Origin of the sequence: Streptomyces sp. MB09-01, from assembly GCF_033794505.1 — a bacterium.
Lineage (GTDB): Bacteria > Actinomycetota > Actinomycetes > Streptomycetales > Streptomycetaceae > Streptomyces.
This window is the reverse complement of record NZ_JARAYQ010000014.1, coordinates 54,561-71,279: the sequence shown is the minus strand read 5'-3', so window position 1 is coordinate 71,279 and position 16,719 is coordinate 54,561. Positions and strand designations below refer to the sequence as shown.

Annotated in this window: 14 protein-coding genes and 1 pseudogene; 8 read left to right on the top strand and 7 right to left on the bottom strand. The window is 72.5% G+C overall.

Annotation, left to right across the window (positions count from 1 at the left end; genetic code table 11):
- Nucleotides 1-67: 67 nt before the first annotated feature.
- Entirely contained in the window at nt 68-850 is a 783-nt protein-coding gene (locus PV721_RS05380; RefSeq protein WP_319721655.1) for an MHYT domain-containing protein, read from the bottom strand.
- 177 nt (nt 851-1,027) lie between these two features.
- Here PV721_RS05380 and PV721_RS05375 point away from each other — a divergent pair, with 177 nt between their 5' ends.
- A complete protein-coding gene (locus tag PV721_RS05375; protein ID WP_319721646.1) occupies nt 1,028-1,627 on the top strand; it encodes a class I SAM-dependent methyltransferase in 600 nt (199 codons plus the stop codon).
- Between the two features lie 112 nt (nt 1,628-1,739).
- On the opposite strand, the gene PV721_RS05370 is transcribed toward PV721_RS05375, so the two are convergent.
- The gene (locus tag PV721_RS05370; protein WP_319721645.1) at nt 1,740-2,654 is read right to left on the bottom strand and encodes an oxygenase MpaB family protein; all 915 of its coding nucleotides are present in this window, start codon (nt 2,652-2,654) and stop codon (nt 1,740-1,742) included.
- A gap of 135 nt (nt 2,655-2,789) precedes the next feature.
- On the opposite strand from PV721_RS05370, the gene PV721_RS05365 reads away from it, so the two are divergent.
- Nucleotides 2,790-3,569 (top strand): hypothetical protein, encoded by a 780-nt coding sequence (locus PV721_RS05365; protein WP_319721644.1) that lies wholly within the window; start codon nt 2,790-2,792, stop codon nt 3,567-3,569.
- A 394-nt stretch (nt 3,570-3,963) separates the two neighbouring features.
- Nucleotides 3,964-4,962: a polyprenyl synthetase family protein gene (locus tag PV721_RS05360; RefSeq protein ID WP_319721654.1), complete on the top strand. Its 999-nt coding sequence runs from the start codon at nt 3,964-3,966 to the stop codon at nt 4,960-4,962.
- A gap of 169 nt (nt 4,963-5,131) precedes the next feature.
- Here PV721_RS05360 and PV721_RS05355 read toward each other — a convergent pair whose 3' ends face one another.
- Nucleotides 5,132-5,314, bottom strand: coding sequence for a hypothetical protein (locus PV721_RS05355; protein ID WP_319721643.1), 183 nt, complete (start codon nt 5,312-5,314; stop codon nt 5,132-5,134).
- A 152-nt stretch (nt 5,315-5,466) separates the two neighbouring features.
- On the opposite strand from PV721_RS05355, the gene PV721_RS05350 reads away from it, so the two are divergent.
- The 5 genes and pseudogenes from PV721_RS05350 to PV721_RS05330 form a co-directional block, all read left to right on the top strand.
- Nucleotides 5,467-8,433 (top strand): DEAD/DEAH box helicase, encoded by a 2,967-nt coding sequence (locus PV721_RS05350; RefSeq protein WP_319721642.1) that lies wholly within the window; start codon nt 5,467-5,469, stop codon nt 8,431-8,433.
- Nucleotides 8,434-8,436: 3 nt separating this feature from the next.
- Nucleotides 8,437-9,699, top strand: coding sequence for an SWF or SNF family helicase (locus tag PV721_RS05345; protein WP_319721641.1), 1,263 nt, complete (start codon nt 8,437-8,439; stop codon nt 9,697-9,699).
- Nucleotides 9,700-9,864: 165 nt separating this feature from the next.
- A complete protein-coding gene (locus PV721_RS05340; RefSeq protein ID WP_319721639.1) occupies nt 9,865-11,187 on the top strand; it encodes a GAF domain-containing protein in 1,323 nt (440 codons plus the stop codon).
- Nucleotides 11,188-11,242: 55 nt separating this feature from the next.
- Nucleotides 11,243-12,766: an aldehyde dehydrogenase family protein gene (locus PV721_RS05335; protein ID WP_319721637.1), complete on the top strand. Its 1,524-nt coding sequence runs from the start codon at nt 11,243-11,245 to the stop codon at nt 12,764-12,766.
- A gap of 7 nt (nt 12,767-12,773) precedes the next feature.
- Nucleotides 12,774-13,385: pseudogene (locus PV721_RS05330) on the top strand (MFS transporter); the annotation flags it as partial.
- Between the two features lie 98 nt (nt 13,386-13,483).
- Here PV721_RS05330 and PV721_RS05325 read toward each other — a convergent pair.
- The 4 genes from PV721_RS05325 to PV721_RS05310 all read right to left on the bottom strand — a co-directional run bounded on the left by PV721_RS05325 (nt 13,484) and on the right by PV721_RS05310 (nt 16,671).
- Nucleotides 13,484-13,624, bottom strand: a complete 141-nt coding sequence (locus PV721_RS05325) for a hypothetical protein (protein ID WP_166663208.1) — start codon at nt 13,622-13,624, stop codon at nt 13,484-13,486.
- Between the two features lie 103 nt (nt 13,625-13,727).
- A complete protein-coding gene (locus tag PV721_RS05320) occupies nt 13,728-14,900 on the bottom strand; it encodes a PP2C family protein-serine/threonine phosphatase (protein WP_319721634.1) in 1,173 nt (390 codons plus the stop codon).
- 216 nt (nt 14,901-15,116) lie between these two features.
- Nucleotides 15,117-15,305, bottom strand: coding sequence for a hypothetical protein (locus tag PV721_RS05315; protein ID WP_053790793.1), 189 nt, complete (start codon nt 15,303-15,305; stop codon nt 15,117-15,119).
- 94 nt (nt 15,306-15,399) lie between these two features.
- Nucleotides 15,400-16,671 carry a hypothetical protein gene (locus PV721_RS05310; RefSeq protein WP_319721632.1) on the bottom strand — a complete coding sequence of 424 codons (1,272 nt, stop codon included), beginning with the start codon at nt 16,669-16,671 and terminating at the stop codon, nt 15,400-15,402.
- Nucleotides 16,672-16,719: the final 48 nt, after the last annotated feature.

Here is a 16,719-nt window from a genome sequence, read left to right as displayed (position 1 = left end):
GTGCGGGGCCGACGGTTCGGCGGAACGGCGGGCGGCGGCTCCGGGCGGGAGAGTGCGGGAGGCCGGCTCAGTGCGCGGGCACGGTGTGCTCCCCGAGATGCTGGGCGGCCGAAGCGGAAGCGGCCCGCTCGTCGGCCGTCGGGGAGAGCGCGACGAAGGCGGCGGTGATGAACAGGTAGGAGCCCAGGCCGACGGCGAGCGGGAAGATGAACTGCATGGCCGTGGCGCCGGGCAGGGCGGCGTCCGAGGGGCTGACGCTGACGGCGACGGCCATCATCCCGGTGTAGTGCATGCTGCTGACCGCGGCGCCCATGACGAGCGAGGCGACGGCGACGGCCACCGGTGACTTGATGTTGAGCGCTGCCCACAGGGCCGCGGTTGCCGCGACCACGGCGATGGCGACGGAGAGGCCCACGGTGAGCGGGTCGTAGGAGACGTCGCCGTGCAGGCGCAGGGCCGCCATGCCCAGGTAGTGCATGCTGGCGACGCCCAGCCCGGTGGTGAGGCCGCCGAGGACGAGCGACCGGCCGCGGTCCTTGCCGTAGCCGACGGCGAAGACCCCGGCGCCGACGACCAGCATGGCGACGAGCAGGCTGAGGACGGTGAGCGGCACGTTGTAGTGGATCTCGGTGCCGTTGACCTCGAAGCCGAGCATCGCGACGAAGTGCATCGTCCAGATGCCGGTGCCGATGGCGGAGGCCGCGGTGAGGAGCCAGTTGCGGCGGGAGGCGCCCGTCGCGGCGAGCGCGCGGACGGTGCAGCGCAGCCCGAGGGCGGCACCGATCGACGCCATCACGTATGACAGCGCGGGTGTCAGCCACCCGTAGGCGGCGTGGTCCAGATGTCCCAGGTGTCCCATGGCCCACGGACGCTAGCCCGGGTGAGAGCGCGAACTGGGGGCGCATTTCGAAAGACGCTGGAACTGCTGGAATATGACAGAGCTACGTTCATCTTCGATCACACCACGTGCCACCTTGCGCACGGTCCGCAGGCCCACGGGCGTACGCCGGTGCGGGATCATGGGCGCATGAGCGAAGACCACACACACGTGCAGGAGTTCTTCGGGGCGCGCGCCGCCGACTGGGACCGCAAGTTCCCCGGCGACGCGCCCGCCTTCGCCACCGCCGTCGCAGAGTTCGGGCTGCGGCACGGGGACCGCGTGCTCGACGCGGGCTGCGGCACCGGCCGGGCCCTGACCGCGCTGCGGGCCGCCGTGGGACCCGCCGGAACGGTGCTCGGAGCCGACCTCACCCCGCAGATGCTGGCCGCCGCGCAGCGGGCCGGGAGGGGCGCCGAGGGCACCCTGCTGCTCGCCGACGTGGCCCGGCTGCCGCTGCGCGACGGGGTGCTGGACGCGGTGTTCGCCGCCGGCCTCATCGCCCACCTGCCGGACCCGGGGGCGAACCTGCGCGAGCTCGCCCGGGTGGTCCGCCCCGGTGGCCGGCTCGCCCTCTTTCACCCGATCGGGCGAGCGGCCCTCGCCGCGCGCCACGGCCGCGAGCTGACTTCCGAGGACATGCGGGCCGAGCACAACCTCGGCCCGCTGCTGGCGGGTTCGGGCTGGGAGATGACCTCGTACGCCGACGAGGACGCCCGCTTCCTCGTACTGGCCGTGCGCCACCCGTGACATGCCTTCGTACGCCGACGAGGACGCCCGCTTCCTCGTGCCGGCCGTGCGCCACCCGTGACATGCCTTCGTACGTCGGCACCGCGCCCGGTGTCCCCGGACGCCCCCGGGATCACGCCGGAGGCTGTGCCTCCGCTCCGGCGGGCCGGCGGGGATGCGGAACGGGGCAGCCGCCCGACCCGGGGACCGGGAACGTACCGAGCTCACCCACGTCGTAGCCGCCGGGGTAGCCCTTGATCTCCGGGTTCTGGCGGGCGTAGTGCGGGTCCCGGCGCGGGGGCAGCAGCCGCACCGCGCGGCCGCGCAGCCGCAGGGCGCCGCGGACCAGCCGCCGGACCCGGGGGCGCGGGGCCTCGTACCGGAAGGCGCCCAGCAGCGACTCGTCGAGGAGGGCGAGGCTCGCGCGGCGCACGGCGGGGGCGAGCGGCGTCGGGTACCAGGAGGCCATCAGGTCGAGGGTGGAGTCGGCGACCTTGCGGGCGCCCTCGTCCCAGCCGAAGTGGGCCTCCTCGTAGGCGTTCAGCGTGTCCTCGAACTCCTCGTAGGAGTCCGGGATGTCCGTGATGCCCAGGTGGCGGCCGAGGGTGGCGTAGTAGTTCGCACAGGCACGGCGCTCGTGGTGGGTCAGGGGGCGCCAGCCGTAGGCGTCGAGCCAGCGCGCCGGGATCACCACGAAGGTGCACAGGACGTAGCGCATGTCCTCGTTGGAGATGTCGTAGCTGCGGTGCATCTGGTTGATGCGGCGGATCGCGGTGCGCGCGGTGTCGCTCTCGAAGCCGTGCTCGACGACGGCGTCGAGGAGCAGTGCCGTGTCGTCGTAGCGCTTCTGGGTCCGGTCGGTGAACTCGGCGGTCTCGGCCAGCAGACCGCCGATGCTGGGCACGGCATATGTCCGGAAGAGGGCGAGTTCCAGGGCCCGGGTGAAGTCCCAGGGGAACTCGTAGGTGGCGGTGAGCCGGTAGATGGCGAGGAAGTCCTTGTCGGGGTCGAGACGGAGGATTTCCCTCAGCCGATCGTAACGCTGCACCGGGTGTCCCTTTCTGTGGCGGGTTCCCAACTCTACGTGCAGGTAGCACCCTTGGAAATCGTCGCCCGCCAGCTCTCGACGCACGGGTTACCCGCTGGTTAAGGTGCGCCGACGAAAGAGCTACCAGGAGGCCAGGTGTCCGACGACGAGGGTGGCGGCTCCCTGTATGTACTGACCGCCGTGCTGCTGACGCCCGCGCAGTTCCCCAGCATCCTGGGCGACGACTTCCCCGAGGCCTGCTCCCTGCTCGGCGTGGCGCCGGGCGGGGAGGGGTACGGGCTGGTGCTCGGCCAGGACGAGGAGGGCGCGCGCTGGACGGTCGTCGTGGACGACGTCTCGCTCGTGGCCACGGCCATCGCCTCCTGGGACTGCGGGATGGAGTACGACCTGTCCCCCGACGAGCGGTCGATCGTGGTCTCGCTGGCGGGCTGGCCGCTGGAGCTGTCGGTGGCGGCGGCCGGGATCCCCGAGCCGCACGATCCGGAGCAGGGCGCGGACGGCACGGGGCGGGTGCCGCTGGCGCCGCCCTCCGCAGAGGCGTGGGGGCCGGTGCAGCGACGGATGGGCGCGGACCAGATCGCGCGGGAGTGGTCGGACTGGCGCGAGCGCGTGGCCACGGACGGCGGGGCGGCCGCCGCCGCGCACCCCGGGCTCGCACGGGCGCTGGAGGAGGCCATGGCGTACACGCGGACCCCGCCGCCGCCCGGCCGGGTGCGCTCCTCGTTCGCCGGCGAGGGGGTGCGGACCCTGCGGGTGGACGGGCCGGGCTGGTCGTTGGTGGGGCGGACCGGTGATGCGGCCTTCGTCCTGCTGGACGAGGAGCCGAGCGAGGTGCTCGCGGTCCCCCAGAAGGGGGATCCCGGCCTGGCGGAGCTGCTGACGGCGCTGGACCGGGTCGCGGTCCGCCCCGCATGAGGCAGTCCCCGGCATGACGCGGCCCGCCCGGCACGACGAGGTCCGCCCCGCATACGAGGTCCGGATGTCCACGTGGTGGGACCGGACGGGCTCGACGCACTCCGGTCCTCCGGCTGAAGGCGCGCGTGGGCGAGTTCGGGCCACGGGGTGAGCTGCGGCAGCCGGAGCGGGTGGCGGCCTTGATCCACGGCCCTTACCGAGCAGTTCGCCGGCGCCAGACGGGCTGGCGCGACCAGCAGCAACGACCCAAGATCGAAAAGAATCGGCCAGGCAAGCCGAAAATCGCTCTGGATCCCCTTCCTCCGGAATGATCGAATCGGCCAGTCACGCGGCTCAAAGGGTGTTCACATCACCCCTTCAGCCCATTCCACGACGGAGGCCGCTCTTGAATTCCATGTCGTACCTGGACCTGCACCGGGAAGTCTCGCAGGACATCGATGCGGAGATCGAAACCGCTCTGGAGCGGCTCGGTCCGCTTGCGGGCATCACACGGAGCACAGTGGCCAAGCTCTTGGAGCAAAGGAAACTGAGACATCCTCTCTCGGTGCTGCCTCTGCTCACGCACGCCATAGAGACGGGAAATCCCGGGCCGGCCGTTCCCCTGTCCGCCGTGCACCTGCTCTGGTGGACCTCGGCCTGCTACCTCGACGACCTGGCCGACGCCGACGGCGCGTCCATCTCCGGCGAGCTCACCGACAACGAGGCTCTGCTCGCCTCCGTCATCACGGGTAATGCGCTCCCCATTCAGATCATCGTGTCGCAGGAGCTTCCGGAGGCGGCTCGCAGCGCGCTGATAACGGAGCTCCTGAACGGGTGGATCATAGGCGTCGACGGACAGATCGACGACATGCGCGGGGACATCTGCGGCGCCTCGCGGAAATCGGTGATCGAGACGTATCGCGGCAAATCCGGCGCGCCCTTCGGAATGATCACGGCAATGGCCGCGATCTTTTCGGGAACGACCGCCGAGAAGGTGGAGCTGTGGCGTGAATTCGGCTACGTCTTCGGCATCCTCTGGCAGATTTTCAACGACCAGGAAGACATCCTTTCCGGTCGGGACGAGGACCTGCTCAACGGCACCGTGACGTATCTCCTCGCCTCCGTGATCGAGGACGCCTCTCCCGCTTCCCGCGAGCACCTGCTGGGGCTGTGCGCCGCCGCGGGACGCTCGATTCCGGCCAGAGCGGAACTCGCGAGCCTCATGCGAACGCCCACCGCCCTCGACCGCTACCGGGCGGAGATCGACGGATTCCGCGCCGAGGCCTACCGCATCCTGGACGAACTGGGCGGTGACGAGACCTACTTGCAGGTGCTCCGGCACCTCGTGGACCACGCGTCGCAGATGCTGCTCGAATCGGACTTCTCGCCGGCCGCCGCGAGCGACGCCGCCTGATCCCACCGCCAGGGCAGGCCACCCCTGAACGCCCGCCCCGCAGCCGCACCTGCCGGGCTCCGCACCGCACCCGGAGCCCGGCCTCTCCGCAAGGCGCCCGGGCATGACAGGCATGACCCCACGGCCTGGGCCGCCCTCCGGGCCGGGCGTGTCCGTGCCACTGCCGCCGTCAGCGGCCGATCTGCTTCCTGGATATACCCCGCACCCGACGCCGCTGGGAGGAGTCCAGCAGGAAGTAGGCCGCAGCCGGCACACCGATCAGGACCAGCAGCCCGGCCCAGAACCCCACCGTCCAGAACAACACGATGGCTGCCACGACTCCGGCAACCGCAACTTTTCCGCTCGTGGACATCTGCGGACACCTCCACCTGCCGTCGACCACTACCCCCTCAACGCGCCGCCACGACCGCGCGTTCCCGCGAGACCCGAACGGTCTTCGAAGTCGACCGGTTCGTGGCCCCGCCCCGGCCGCCGGACCGCCGCGGTGGGGTACTCTCGGCCGCCGTGCCCCCGGTAGTCAACTTTGAGGAATGCGTGCGCTCCGAGATCTCCGGCCTCCTCCTCCACCGCTCCGCCGTCTTCCTCCCCGGCGAGCCGGCCCGCACCGGCCGGATCGCCTTCTGGCCGGTCGACGGGGAGTTCCTCCACGCCGCCCGCGCCAGTACTGAGGCCGGTGCCGGTGCCCGCGCCAGTGCTCAGTCCGGTGCCGGTGCCGGTGCTCAGTCCGGTGCCGGCGCCGGTGCGCAGTCCGGTGCCGGTGTCGGTGGCGGTGCCGGTGTCCGTGTCGGTGTCGGTGTCGGTGTCGGTGTCGGTGTCGGCAGCGTCGAGGAGGTCACCGTGGTCGCCCCCGACCTGCGCCGGACCCCCGTGACCGCGCTCGTGCTGCCCGTGGCCGAGGCCCTGCCCCTGCTCACGCGCGCCCGGGCCGCCGCGGCGGCAGCCGAGGCCGAGGCCTGCGGCTCCGGCGGCTCCGCCGGCACCGGCCCCTCCGGCGCGGCGTTCTGGGGCGCCGCCGCGCTGCTGGCCCTGCGGTTCGCCGCGCAGGGCCGGCTCCTGCCCGGGCTGAGCCCCGCCGGCCACGACGCCTGGCGGATCGGCCCGCTGGAGGCCTCCGACCTCGAGGAGGTCCGGGAACTGGCCGCCGCGATGCCGCCCGCCGCCCACTGCGTCCCGCTGGACGTGGACGGGCCGCCCCGCCTGCCCACCCCGGAGGCGCTGCTCCGCGCCTTCCTCGATGCCGTCGCCGACACCCTGCCCCGCTCCCCCGCCGCCGTCGCTCCCTCCTTCCGTGCCGTCCTCCAGATGCACAGCCTGGGCGATTCCGCCCTGGTCGCCGATGCCGCCGACGTCTGGGCCGGATCCGGAGCCGCCGCGGCCGCCTTCCCGCCCGGCGCCCGGCTGGACGCCCTCCGCGCCCTGCGCCGCGCCGCCCGGCTGTGGCCCCCGCTCGCCCCGCTGCTGGGCGCGGCGGTCCCGGACTCCGTCGAGCTCGCCGACGAGGAGGTCACCGAGCTGCTCGGCGCAGCCGCCGCCGCGCTGGCCGCCGACGGGGTCCATGTGCACTGGCCGCGCGGGCTCGCCCGCAGCCTGAGCACCCGCGCCGTCGTGGGCTCCCCCGACACCGCGGGGCCCGGCCTCCCCTCCGGCCTGCTCTCCCCCGGCGCCCTGCTCTCCTTCAGCTGGCGCCACGCCCTCGGCGACCGGGGCGACCTCACCCGCGCCGAGCTCGACCGCCTGGCCGAGGCGAAGCGGCCCCTGGTCCGGCTGCGCGACCAGTGGGTCCTGATCGACCCGGCCGAGGCCCGACGGGCCCGCGCCCGCCAGGACCTCGACGTGGCGGCCCCGGACGCGCTGGCCGCCGTACTCACCGGGTCGGCGGAGATCGGCGGCAAGCGGGTCGACGTAGAGGCCACCGGTGCGATGGCGCGGCTGCGGGCGCAGCTCACCGCCGACCTGGGGGCCGCCGATCCGCGGGCCGCCGATCCGCAGGCGTCCGACGACCTCGCCGCACCGCCCGGGCTGCGGGCCACCCTGCGCGACTACCAGCTGCGCGGCCTGCGCTGGCTGGCCCGGATGACCTCGCTCGGCCTCGGCGCCTGCCTCGCCGACGACATGGGTCTCGGCAAAACCGTCACCCTCATCGCACTCCACCTGCACCGCAACGGGCAGGACCCCGCCACCGCCGGGCCCACCCTGGTGGTGTGCCCGGCCTCGCTGCTGGGCAACTGGCAGCGGGAGATCGAGAGGTTCGCGCCCGGCACCCCCGTACGCCGCTTCCACGGTCCCGGCCGCAGCCTCGCGGGCCTCAGCGGTTCCGCCGGGGGCTTCGTGCTCACCACCTACGGCACGATGCGCCTGGACGCACCCGAACTCGCGGCCACCGGCTGGGGCATGGTCGTGGCCGACGAGGCCCAGCACGTCAAGAACCCGCATTCCTCGACCGCCAAGGCCCTGCGCACCATCCCGGCCCGGGCCCGCGTGGCGCTCACCGGCACCCCCGTCGAGAACAACCTCTCCGAACTGTGGGCCGTCCTCGACTGGACCACGCCCGGACTCCTCGGCCGCCTCGGCACCTTCCGCTCCCGCTACGCCGAACCCGTCGAAAGCGGCCGCGACCCGCAGGCGGCGGCCCGGCTGTCCGCGCTCGTCCGGCCCTTCCTGCTGCGGCGCAAGAAGTCCGACCCCGGCATCGCGCCCGAGCTGCCGCCCAAGACCGACACCGACCACGCCGTCGCCCTCAGCCGCGAGCAGACCGCGCTCTACGAGGCCGTCGTGCGCGAGACCCTCGCCGCGATCTCGGAGGCGGACGGGATGGAGCGGCGCGGCCTGGTGGTCAAACTGCTGACCTCCCTCAAACAGATCTGCAACCATCCGGCCCACTTCCTGGGCGAGCACGGTTCGGGGGAGCACGCGGACCGGGGACCCGCCCACGCAGCCCGCTCCGGCAAGCTGGAGCTTCTCGACGAACTCCTCGAAACGATCGTGGCCGAGGGCGGTTCGGTCCTCGTCTTCACGCAGTACGTGGCGATGGCCAGGATCCTGGAGAAGCACCTCGCCGGGCGCGGGATCGCCTCGCTGCTGCTGCACGGGGGGACTCCGGTGCAGCGCCGGGAGGAGCTCGTCGACCGTTTCCAGGCGGGCGAGGTCCCCGTCTTCCTGCTGTCCCTGAAGGCGGCGGGCACGGGACTGAACCTCACCCGGGCCGGCCACGTCATCCACTTCGACCGCTGGTGGAACCCGGCCGTCGAGGAACAGGCCACCGACCGCGCCTACCGCATCGGCCAGACCCAGCCCGTACAGGTCCACCGGATCATCGCCGAAGGCACCGTCGAGGACCGCATCGCCCGGCTCCTGGAGCGCAAACGCGCGCTGGCGGACGCCGTCCTCGCGGGCGGCGAGCGCGCGCTGACCGAACTGACCGATGCCGAACTGGCCGAACTCGTGGCGCTCCGCGCGCCCCACGGGGAGTGAGCGATGAGCACCCACGACCCGCGGGGGCAGCACGAGAAGACGTTCCCGGCGCTCCCGCCCGCCCCCGGCCGCGCCTTCGCCCGCACGTGGTGGGGCCACGCCTGGCTGCGCGCCCTGGAGGACAGCGCGCTGGACGGGGAGCAGGTCAGGCAGGGCCGCCGGTACGCGCGCTCGGGTGCGGTGGGCGCGGTCTCGGTGCGCCCCGGCGGGCTCACCGCGGTGGTGCGCGACCGGGACGGCACGGCGCACCGGACGGACGTACTGGTGCAGGAGTTCACGGAAGCGGAATGGGACCGGCTGCTGGCTCTGGCGGCCGCGGAGTCGGGGTACATCGCGGCGCTGCTGGACCGGGAGGTGCCGCCGGGGCTGGCCGAGGACGCGGCGGCCGCCGGGGTGGAACTGCTGCCCGGCATCGGGGACCTCGATCCGCGCTGCGACTGCGGCGAGTGGGACCACTGCCCGCACACGGCCGCACTCTGCTACCAGGTGGCCCGGCTGCTGGACCAGGACCCCTTCGTGCTGCTCCTCCTGCGCGGGCGCGGCGAGCGCGACCTGGTCGGCGAGCTGGAGGAGCGCAGCACGGCGGGCGCGGAGGCCGTGCGCGTGGCGCCGGCCGACGCGGGTGTCCCGGCGGGGCAGGCGTACGCGGTGCGCCCGCTGCCGCCGCTGCCACCGCCGCCGCGGCTGCCGGACGCGCCGGGGCAGCCGCCGACGCTGGACACCGAGGGCGAGGCGGAACCGGAAATCGACGTGGACGCGGTGGAGTTCCTGGCGCAGGCGGCCGCGACCGAGGCGCACCGGCTGCTGGCGGAGGCGGTGGCTCCGGGCCACGCCGACCGCACCGCGCCGCCTCCCCTCACGGTGGCCGAAGACGCCGTACGACTCACGGCCGAGGCCGATGACTTCCGGGTGCGCTCCCGCCTGGCCTCGGCTACCGGACGCAGCCGGGCGGACATGGAACTGGCCGTACGCGCCTGGGGCTTCGGTGCGGCCCCGGGCCTGGCGGCGCTGGAGGAGGACTGGACGCCGGACCGGACGACGCTGGCCGGCGCCCGGGCGGCCCTGGCCGCGGCCTGGGCGGACGAGGCTGCTCCGGTGCTCCGCCGGGTCCGGGCCCGCTGGACGGAGGCGGGTACCGGCCGCCAGCTCCGGCTGGGCCGGGAGGGGCGCTGGTGGCCGTACCGCCGTGAGGGGGACCGGTGGATTCCGGCGGGGCCGTCGGCGCCGGACCCGGCCTCGGCGCTGGAGGCCGGCCCCGCGGGGTGAGGTTCCGGCGCGGACCGGCCGACGTGACGCGGGAGCAGGGGCCCGGCCGGCCCCGGGGCCGGGGCCGGTGTGGCGCGGAGGCAGTGGCCGACGTACGGCTTGCCGGGGGCCCGTGCCGGGACGACGATGGAGCGCTCCGGGTACCGCGGCACGCGGGAGGGTGACATGGGCGATCCGTCGGTGGCGCTGCCGGGCGGGGCCGATCCGGCCGCGCGCACGCGGGAACTGCGGCGGGCGCATGCCGCGTTCACGCGGGACGGTCGCGTCGAGGCGCCGGTCCGGGCGGTGATCGCGCGGTCCTGGCGGCGGTCCGCGCGGGCCCGGCTCAGCCCGGAGTGCGCACCCCGGGTGGAGCTGGGGGAGTCGGAGCTGCGGTCGTACCGCGAGGAGCACCCGCTCGCCCGGGCGATGCCGCTGTTCCGGGACCTCGTCGGGGCGTTCGCCGCGCGGGGGGCGCATCTGCTGGCGGTGTGCGACGCGCGGGGCAGCCTGCTGTGGGTGGAAGGCGAACCGGGCACGCTGCGGCGGGCGGAGCGGCTCGGCTTCGTGCCCGGTGCGCGCTGGGCGGAGACGGCGATGGGCACCAACGCGCCCGGTACGGCGGTCGCGGTGGGCGAGCCGGTGCAGGTCTTCGGGGCCGAGCACTTCAGCCGCCGGGTGCATCCCTGGACCTGCGCGGCGGCGCCGGTGCGGGATCCGCGGACGGGCAGGGTGCTGGGCGCGGTGGACATCACCGGCGGCGACGGCCTCGCCCACCCCCACTCCCTCGCCTTCGTGCAGGCGGTCGCCCGGGCTGCGGAGGGTCAGCTGACGCTGCTCACCCCCGGCCCGCCGGCCGCCGGGGACACCCTGACGGCCCTCGGCCGGGACCAGGCGCTGCTGGTGGCGGGCGGGCTGAGGGTACGGCTCGGCCGGCGGCACAGCGAGATCATGGCCCTGCTCGCACACCATCCCGAGGGTCTGTCGGGCGAGGAGCTGTCGATCGCCCTGTACGAGGACGAGTCGGTGTCACCGGTGACGTTGCGCGCCGAGATGTCCCGGCTGCGCGCGCTGCTCGGCCCGGCGGCGCCGCTCTCGCGCCCTTACCGCACGGCAGGTCCGCTGGCCGCCGATTTCACGGCGCTGACCCGGCAGTTGGCCGCCGGAGCGGTCTCCGCGGCGCTCCACCACTATCCGGGGCCGCTGCTGCCCGCCTCCACGGCGCCCGGCATCGTGCGACTGCGCCGCCGGCTCGAGGACCAGGCGCGGGCCGCCGTGATCGCCCGGGCCGATGCCGGGCTGCTGACCGACTGGGTATGCAGCCCGTGGGGCGCGGACGACCCGGAGGCGTGGCGGGCGCTGGCGGCGGCGCTGCCGTCCGCGGACCGGTCGGCCGCGCTGGCCCGCGTACGCGCCCTGGACCGTGAGCTCGGTGCGCGGGAGGACGGCACGACCGCGGCACGCCTTCGCGGACGGCGTGCAACGTATCCGCAACCTGCCCGCTCCTAGCCTCCCCCCGAGCGCCGTCCGACGGTGGGCGGCGCCCGGCAAAGGGGAGGACACCATGGCCCGTTACGCTGCGCCCGGTACCGAGGGGGCGCTCATGTCGTACGCGTCCCGCTACGGCCACTTCATCGGCGGCGAGTACGTCGAGCCGGCCCTCGGCCGCTACTTCGAGAACCCCTCCCCCGTCAACGGGCAGCCCTTCACCGAGGTCGCGCGCGGCAGCGCCGAGGACGTGGAGCGGGCGCTGGACGCGGCCCACGCCGCCGCGCCCGCCTGGGGGCGCACCTCCATCACCGAGCGGTCGACGATCCTGCTGCGGATCGCGGACCGGATGGAGCAGAACCTGGAGTCCCTCGCCCTTGCCGAGAGCTGGGAGAACGGCAAGCCGATCCGCGAGACGCTGGCCGCCGACATCCCCCTCGCGATCGACCAGTTCCGCTACTTCGCGGGGGCGCTGCGTGCGCAGGAGGGGGCGCTCAGCCAGATCGACGAGGACACGGTCGCCTACCACTTCCACGAGCCGCTGGGCGTGGTCGGCCAGATCATTCCCTGGAACTTCCCGATCCTGATGGCGGTGTGGAAGCTCGCTCCGGCGCTGGCGGCGGGCAACACGGTGGTGCTGAAGCCGGCCGAGCAGACCCCGGCGTCGGTCCACTACTGGCTGAGCCTGGTGTCCGACCTGCTGCCGGCGGGTGTGGTGAACATCGTCAACGGCTTCGGCGAGGAGGCCGGCAAGCCGCTCGCCTCCAGCCCTCGCGTGGCGAAGATCGCGTTCACCGGGGAGACCGCGACGGGGCGGCTGATCATGCAGTACGCGGCCGAGCACCTGAAGCCGGTCACCCTGGAACTCGGCGGCAAGAGCCCGAACCTCTTCTTCGACGACATCTGGTCGACGGACGACGACCTGCGCGACAAGGCCCTGGAGGGCTTCGCGATGTTCGCGCTCAATCAGGGCGAGGTGTGCACGAGCCCGTCGCGGGCCCTCATCGAGCGGGGCCGGTACGGGGACTTCCTCGACGCGGCCGTGGCCCGCACCGAACTGATCGTGCCGGGGCACCCGTTGGACACGGACACGATGATCGGCGCGCAGGCCTCCGAGGAGCAGCTGAAGAAGGTCCTGTCGTACGTGGAGATCGGCCAGCAGGAAGGCGCGAAGATCCTCACGGGCGGCGGCCGCATCGACCACGGCGGCGATCTGGCCGGCGGCTACTACGTGCAGCCGACCATCTTCGAGGGCGACAACCGCATGCGGATCTTCCAGGAGGAGATCTTCGGCCCGGTGGTGTCCGTGACCTCCTTCCAGGACTTCGACGACGCCGTACGGATCGCCAACGACACGGCGTACGGCCTGGGCGCCGGCGTCTGGACCCGCGACATCAACACGGCCTACCGCGCGGGCCGCGCGATCCAGGCGGGCCGGGTCTGGACGAACTGCTACCACGCCTACCCGGCCCATGCGGCCTTCGGCGGCTACAAGCAGTCCGGCATCGGACGGGAAACCCACAAGATGATGCTGGAGCACTACCAGCAGACGAAAAACTTTTTAGTAAGTTATTCACCAAAGAAGATCGGCTTCTTCTAAGAAGTTGATCGTCGGGGTCGGCATCGGGGCCTCGGTGTTCCAGCAGTTCGTCGGCATCAACGTGATCTTCTACTACTCGTGCTTCCTGTGGCAGTCGGTGGGCATCGACGAGAGCAACTCGCTGCTGATCAGCCTCTCCACCTCGATCGTCAACGTGGTCGGCGCGGTGGTCGCGATGGCCCTGGTCGACCGTATCGGCCGCAAGCCGCTGGCACTGGCGGGCTCGGCCGGCATGACGCTCGCGCTCGGCACGGCCGCGTGGGCGTTCTCGTTCCGCCAGGGCACCAGGGACAACGTCGCCCTGGACGACACGTACGCGACGGTGGCACTGGTGGCCGCGCACGTCTTTGTCTTCTGCTTCGCCTTCTCCTGGGGCGTGGTGGTCTGGGTACTGCTCGGCGAGATGTTCCCGAACGCGATCCGCGCACTCGCCCTGTCGGTGGCCGCCTCGGCCCAGTGGATCGCCAACTGGGCAATCACCGTCACCTTCCCGGACCTCGCCCACTGGAACCTGTCGGCGACCTACGTCATCTACGCCGTGTTCGCCTTGCTGTCCACCCCGTTGGTGGTGTTCTGCATCAAGGAGACCAAGGGCAAAACCCTGGAGGAAATGGGCTAACGCCCGCTCACCCGGCTGGCCGGGCTGGATCCGACCATGCTGGATGACCAGTTGATCGGCCAGCTGGCGGAACCGGGCCAAGGCCGACCGGACCAACCTCACAGGCCAGGGCGGGCTGCGGGCCCTCGGGCCTGGGCATGGCCAACCGGCTCGTCAATCAGCCGGTCATCCACAGACCTCGACAGCGCCTGCTCAGTCGGCTCGGCAGACTCGTCCACGGTCACGTTCTTGCTGATCATCGATGCATCTTCCATGATCAGGAGTTACACCGACCTTTTACAGTCCCCCGGCAGCGGGAGGCACTCCATGGCCGGCGCGTGTTCACCTGACCTGCCGCGGACACTACGTCGGGCCTCCGGTCGGCTGGTGCCCCTCGTCCTCGCACCGGTCGACGAGGATGACCGCCACGTCGTCCGCGAGGCGGCTCTGGGCGTGGCGGAGCAACGCTTGGCGCAGGCCCTCCAGGAACGCCTGTCGGGTGGGGTCACGCATGGCCATCATGGCCTCGGGCAGGTCGAAGAAGGTGTCGTCCCAGTCGCGGGCCTCGATGACGCCGTCGGTGTACAGCTGCAGCCGGTCCCCCGGTGCGAACGGATAGCTGTCCGTCAACGCAGGAGGGCCGCTGATGAATTCCTCAAGCCCGAACGGCGGCAGGGGGACGGTGGGCACCAAGGGCCGGACCGTGCCGTTGCTCAGGAGCAGCGGCAGCGGGTGGCCCCGGTTGATCGTCTCGAAGTGCGGGCTGTCCGGGATCTGGGCCACGAGCGCGGTGACAAATCCCTCCAGGAGGGCGTCGTCACCGCCGACCACGCCCGCGACCGCGACCGCGACGACGGCGTCCCGGCGCAGGGCCTCTCCGCAGTGGTTGATGACCTCCGCCAGGTCGTCCTCGTAGTGGACGACCTCCCGGAACGCACCCAGCACGACCGCGGCGGCCCGTACGGCGGGCAATCCCTTGCCCCGGACATCCCCGACGATCATCCGGACCCCGTACTGGGTCTGGACCACGTCGTACAGATCGCCGCCGATCTGCGCGCCCGTCTCGGCCGCCAGGTACATGCTGGACGCCCGTACGGGGCCCAGCCGGTCCGGCACGGGCCGTAGGAGGGCCTCCTGGGCGGCCGTGGCGATCCGGCGGACCTGGTTGAGCTCGTTCTCCCTGCGCGTGCGCGCAGCGCTGCTCGACATGAAGCTCGCGGCCGAGACCAGGAACAGGGCGAGGAAGTTCGTGTAGACCTGTTGGCTGCCCCAGGCCTGGTTGTAGGTGGCGGTGGCCAAGCTGACACCGACGGCCGCCCCCACCGCCGCGAGCGTGCCCTTCGGCCCCATCGTCACCGCCGCCAGAGCGGGTGTCGCCACCAGTAGCGGGACGGTGTACCCGACGTGCGCGGGCGTGAACTCGATGAGGAGCACCAGCAGGGCGATCGCGAAGGGCACGCACGCCGCAAGGGCGAAAACGACCTGGTGGTGGCCGCCGGCTCCCGGTCCCGGGGGCGAGCGCAAGGGCTGGGCCAAGGCCGTCTCAGGCTGAGGGCGGGGCGGGTCCCGTCCAGGCGTGCGTCCGCCTGTGCGGGCCTCACACCGGTGGCCACTGCGCTCACGGCCGCTGTCCGGTCCGCCTGCGGGCCGTGTCACCGTTTGACCGCGTTGTGGATGTACTGCCTGACCGCACCGCCGAGACCTTCGCGGCCTGGCTCACCGAGCACCCCGGCGCGGAACCCACCAGCGACATCACTTTCGCCGCAGGGAAGGCGCCGGGGTGCCGTCCTTCGAGCGCGGCAGTCGGATGTGCTCCGCGGCCAGCGCGGGCACACAGCACCGCTCGGCCAGCCGCACCAGCGGCTCCAGCCCGCCGTACGCGATCAGGTTCGGGTTGTCGAACGCGGATGGGACCGCCGCTGCGGCATGGGAAGACTTCATCTCGGAAGCGCCTTGCTGATCAGGCCTGTTGGGGTCCTAGAGAAACCCCCATCATCGCAAGCCACAAGGAACTTCTTCGTTTCCGGAGGAACTATTACTCCAGCCGTAGATCGTGATCTCGCTGGCGGGGGCTGGCGGAGCTCGATTGCTGCGCGGACGGCGCCGGTACGCGGGTGGCGGTACTGGCGCAGATGGGGCGGGTCCGGGCGGAGTAGGAACGGGCGGCCGCGATGAGGCCGAAGCCCAGGCCGGCGAAGGCTAGACCGCCGAAGGCGACCATCCAGGTGATCCCGGAACTGGTGGTGAACGCTCCCCCCGACGGTTTCAGCTTCGGCAGTACTCCGGTGGCGCTGAGCGGGGCGTAGATCAGCAGGACGACTCCGTATACCGACAGGCCGACGGAGCTCAACCACGCTGGCAGCAAGGGCAGTAGGCGTGGGACTCGCCGCCCGGAGAGGATCAGGGTCCATCGGGGGAACACTTGCCCCCACGGGTACAGCAGTCCCAGCAACAGGAAAATCGCAGCCACCGCGGCCAGCACGGTGACATCGATTCCCACCGATGCGAGGGCCTTTGCCAGCCCCGACTCGCCTGCGTTCGTCTCCCGCCACCCTTGCGCCGTGACGCCGATCGCATCGCCACCCAGCGTCCAGATGGTCTTGACCCCAGCCCACGGCAGAAGCCCGCACATGAGCAGGTAGACCGCGACTCGGGTTCGCTTCGACGCGACGGAGGGGCCAGGGTGGGCAAGCGGACCGTCAAAACCACCCGCGTGGTCCTGTCCGCACCGAGGGCACCTGCCTCGCAGCCGTCGGCGGTACGACATTCCGACGAGGATGAGAAGAGCGGCGCCCACCGCGCTCAACAGGTCATGCGCCAGGCCGGTGACGCTGTCCACCCCGGAGAACGACGCCAGCATCACGAAGTACGCCGGCAGACTGGCCATCCCCATCACAGAAACCGGGACCGCCAGGATCAGCGCCGCTGCCACCATCACTCGGCCACGCCTGGCAAGCGTCCGGGTAGTGGCCAGGCAGGCCCCGGCAGCCAGGACGGCGATGGCCGCCAGCAGGAGCTGGACCGTCCGCGCATACGCGACATCCGGTGACCAGGGCACGGCGGCGCCTGATGCAGCCCACGTGACCTGGACTGCGGCGAACAACACGCCCCACGCCGCGGCGGCGTGCGGTACCCACGTGGGCCAGCGCCGCGACCACACCGCCCACCCCGCGTCCTGCAACGGCGGGCTGGAGCCGGTATGTGTCTGCAATTTCGTAGGAACAGCCACCGTGACCTCCGGTTCCGCATTATTGACACTCAAGATTCCCCCTGCCGCCGCACCGGTCGCATCCGCCGCGCGGACCATCCGCCTCCCTCGCGTGGGGGAGAAACGAACGGGCACTCCCGCCTGGGA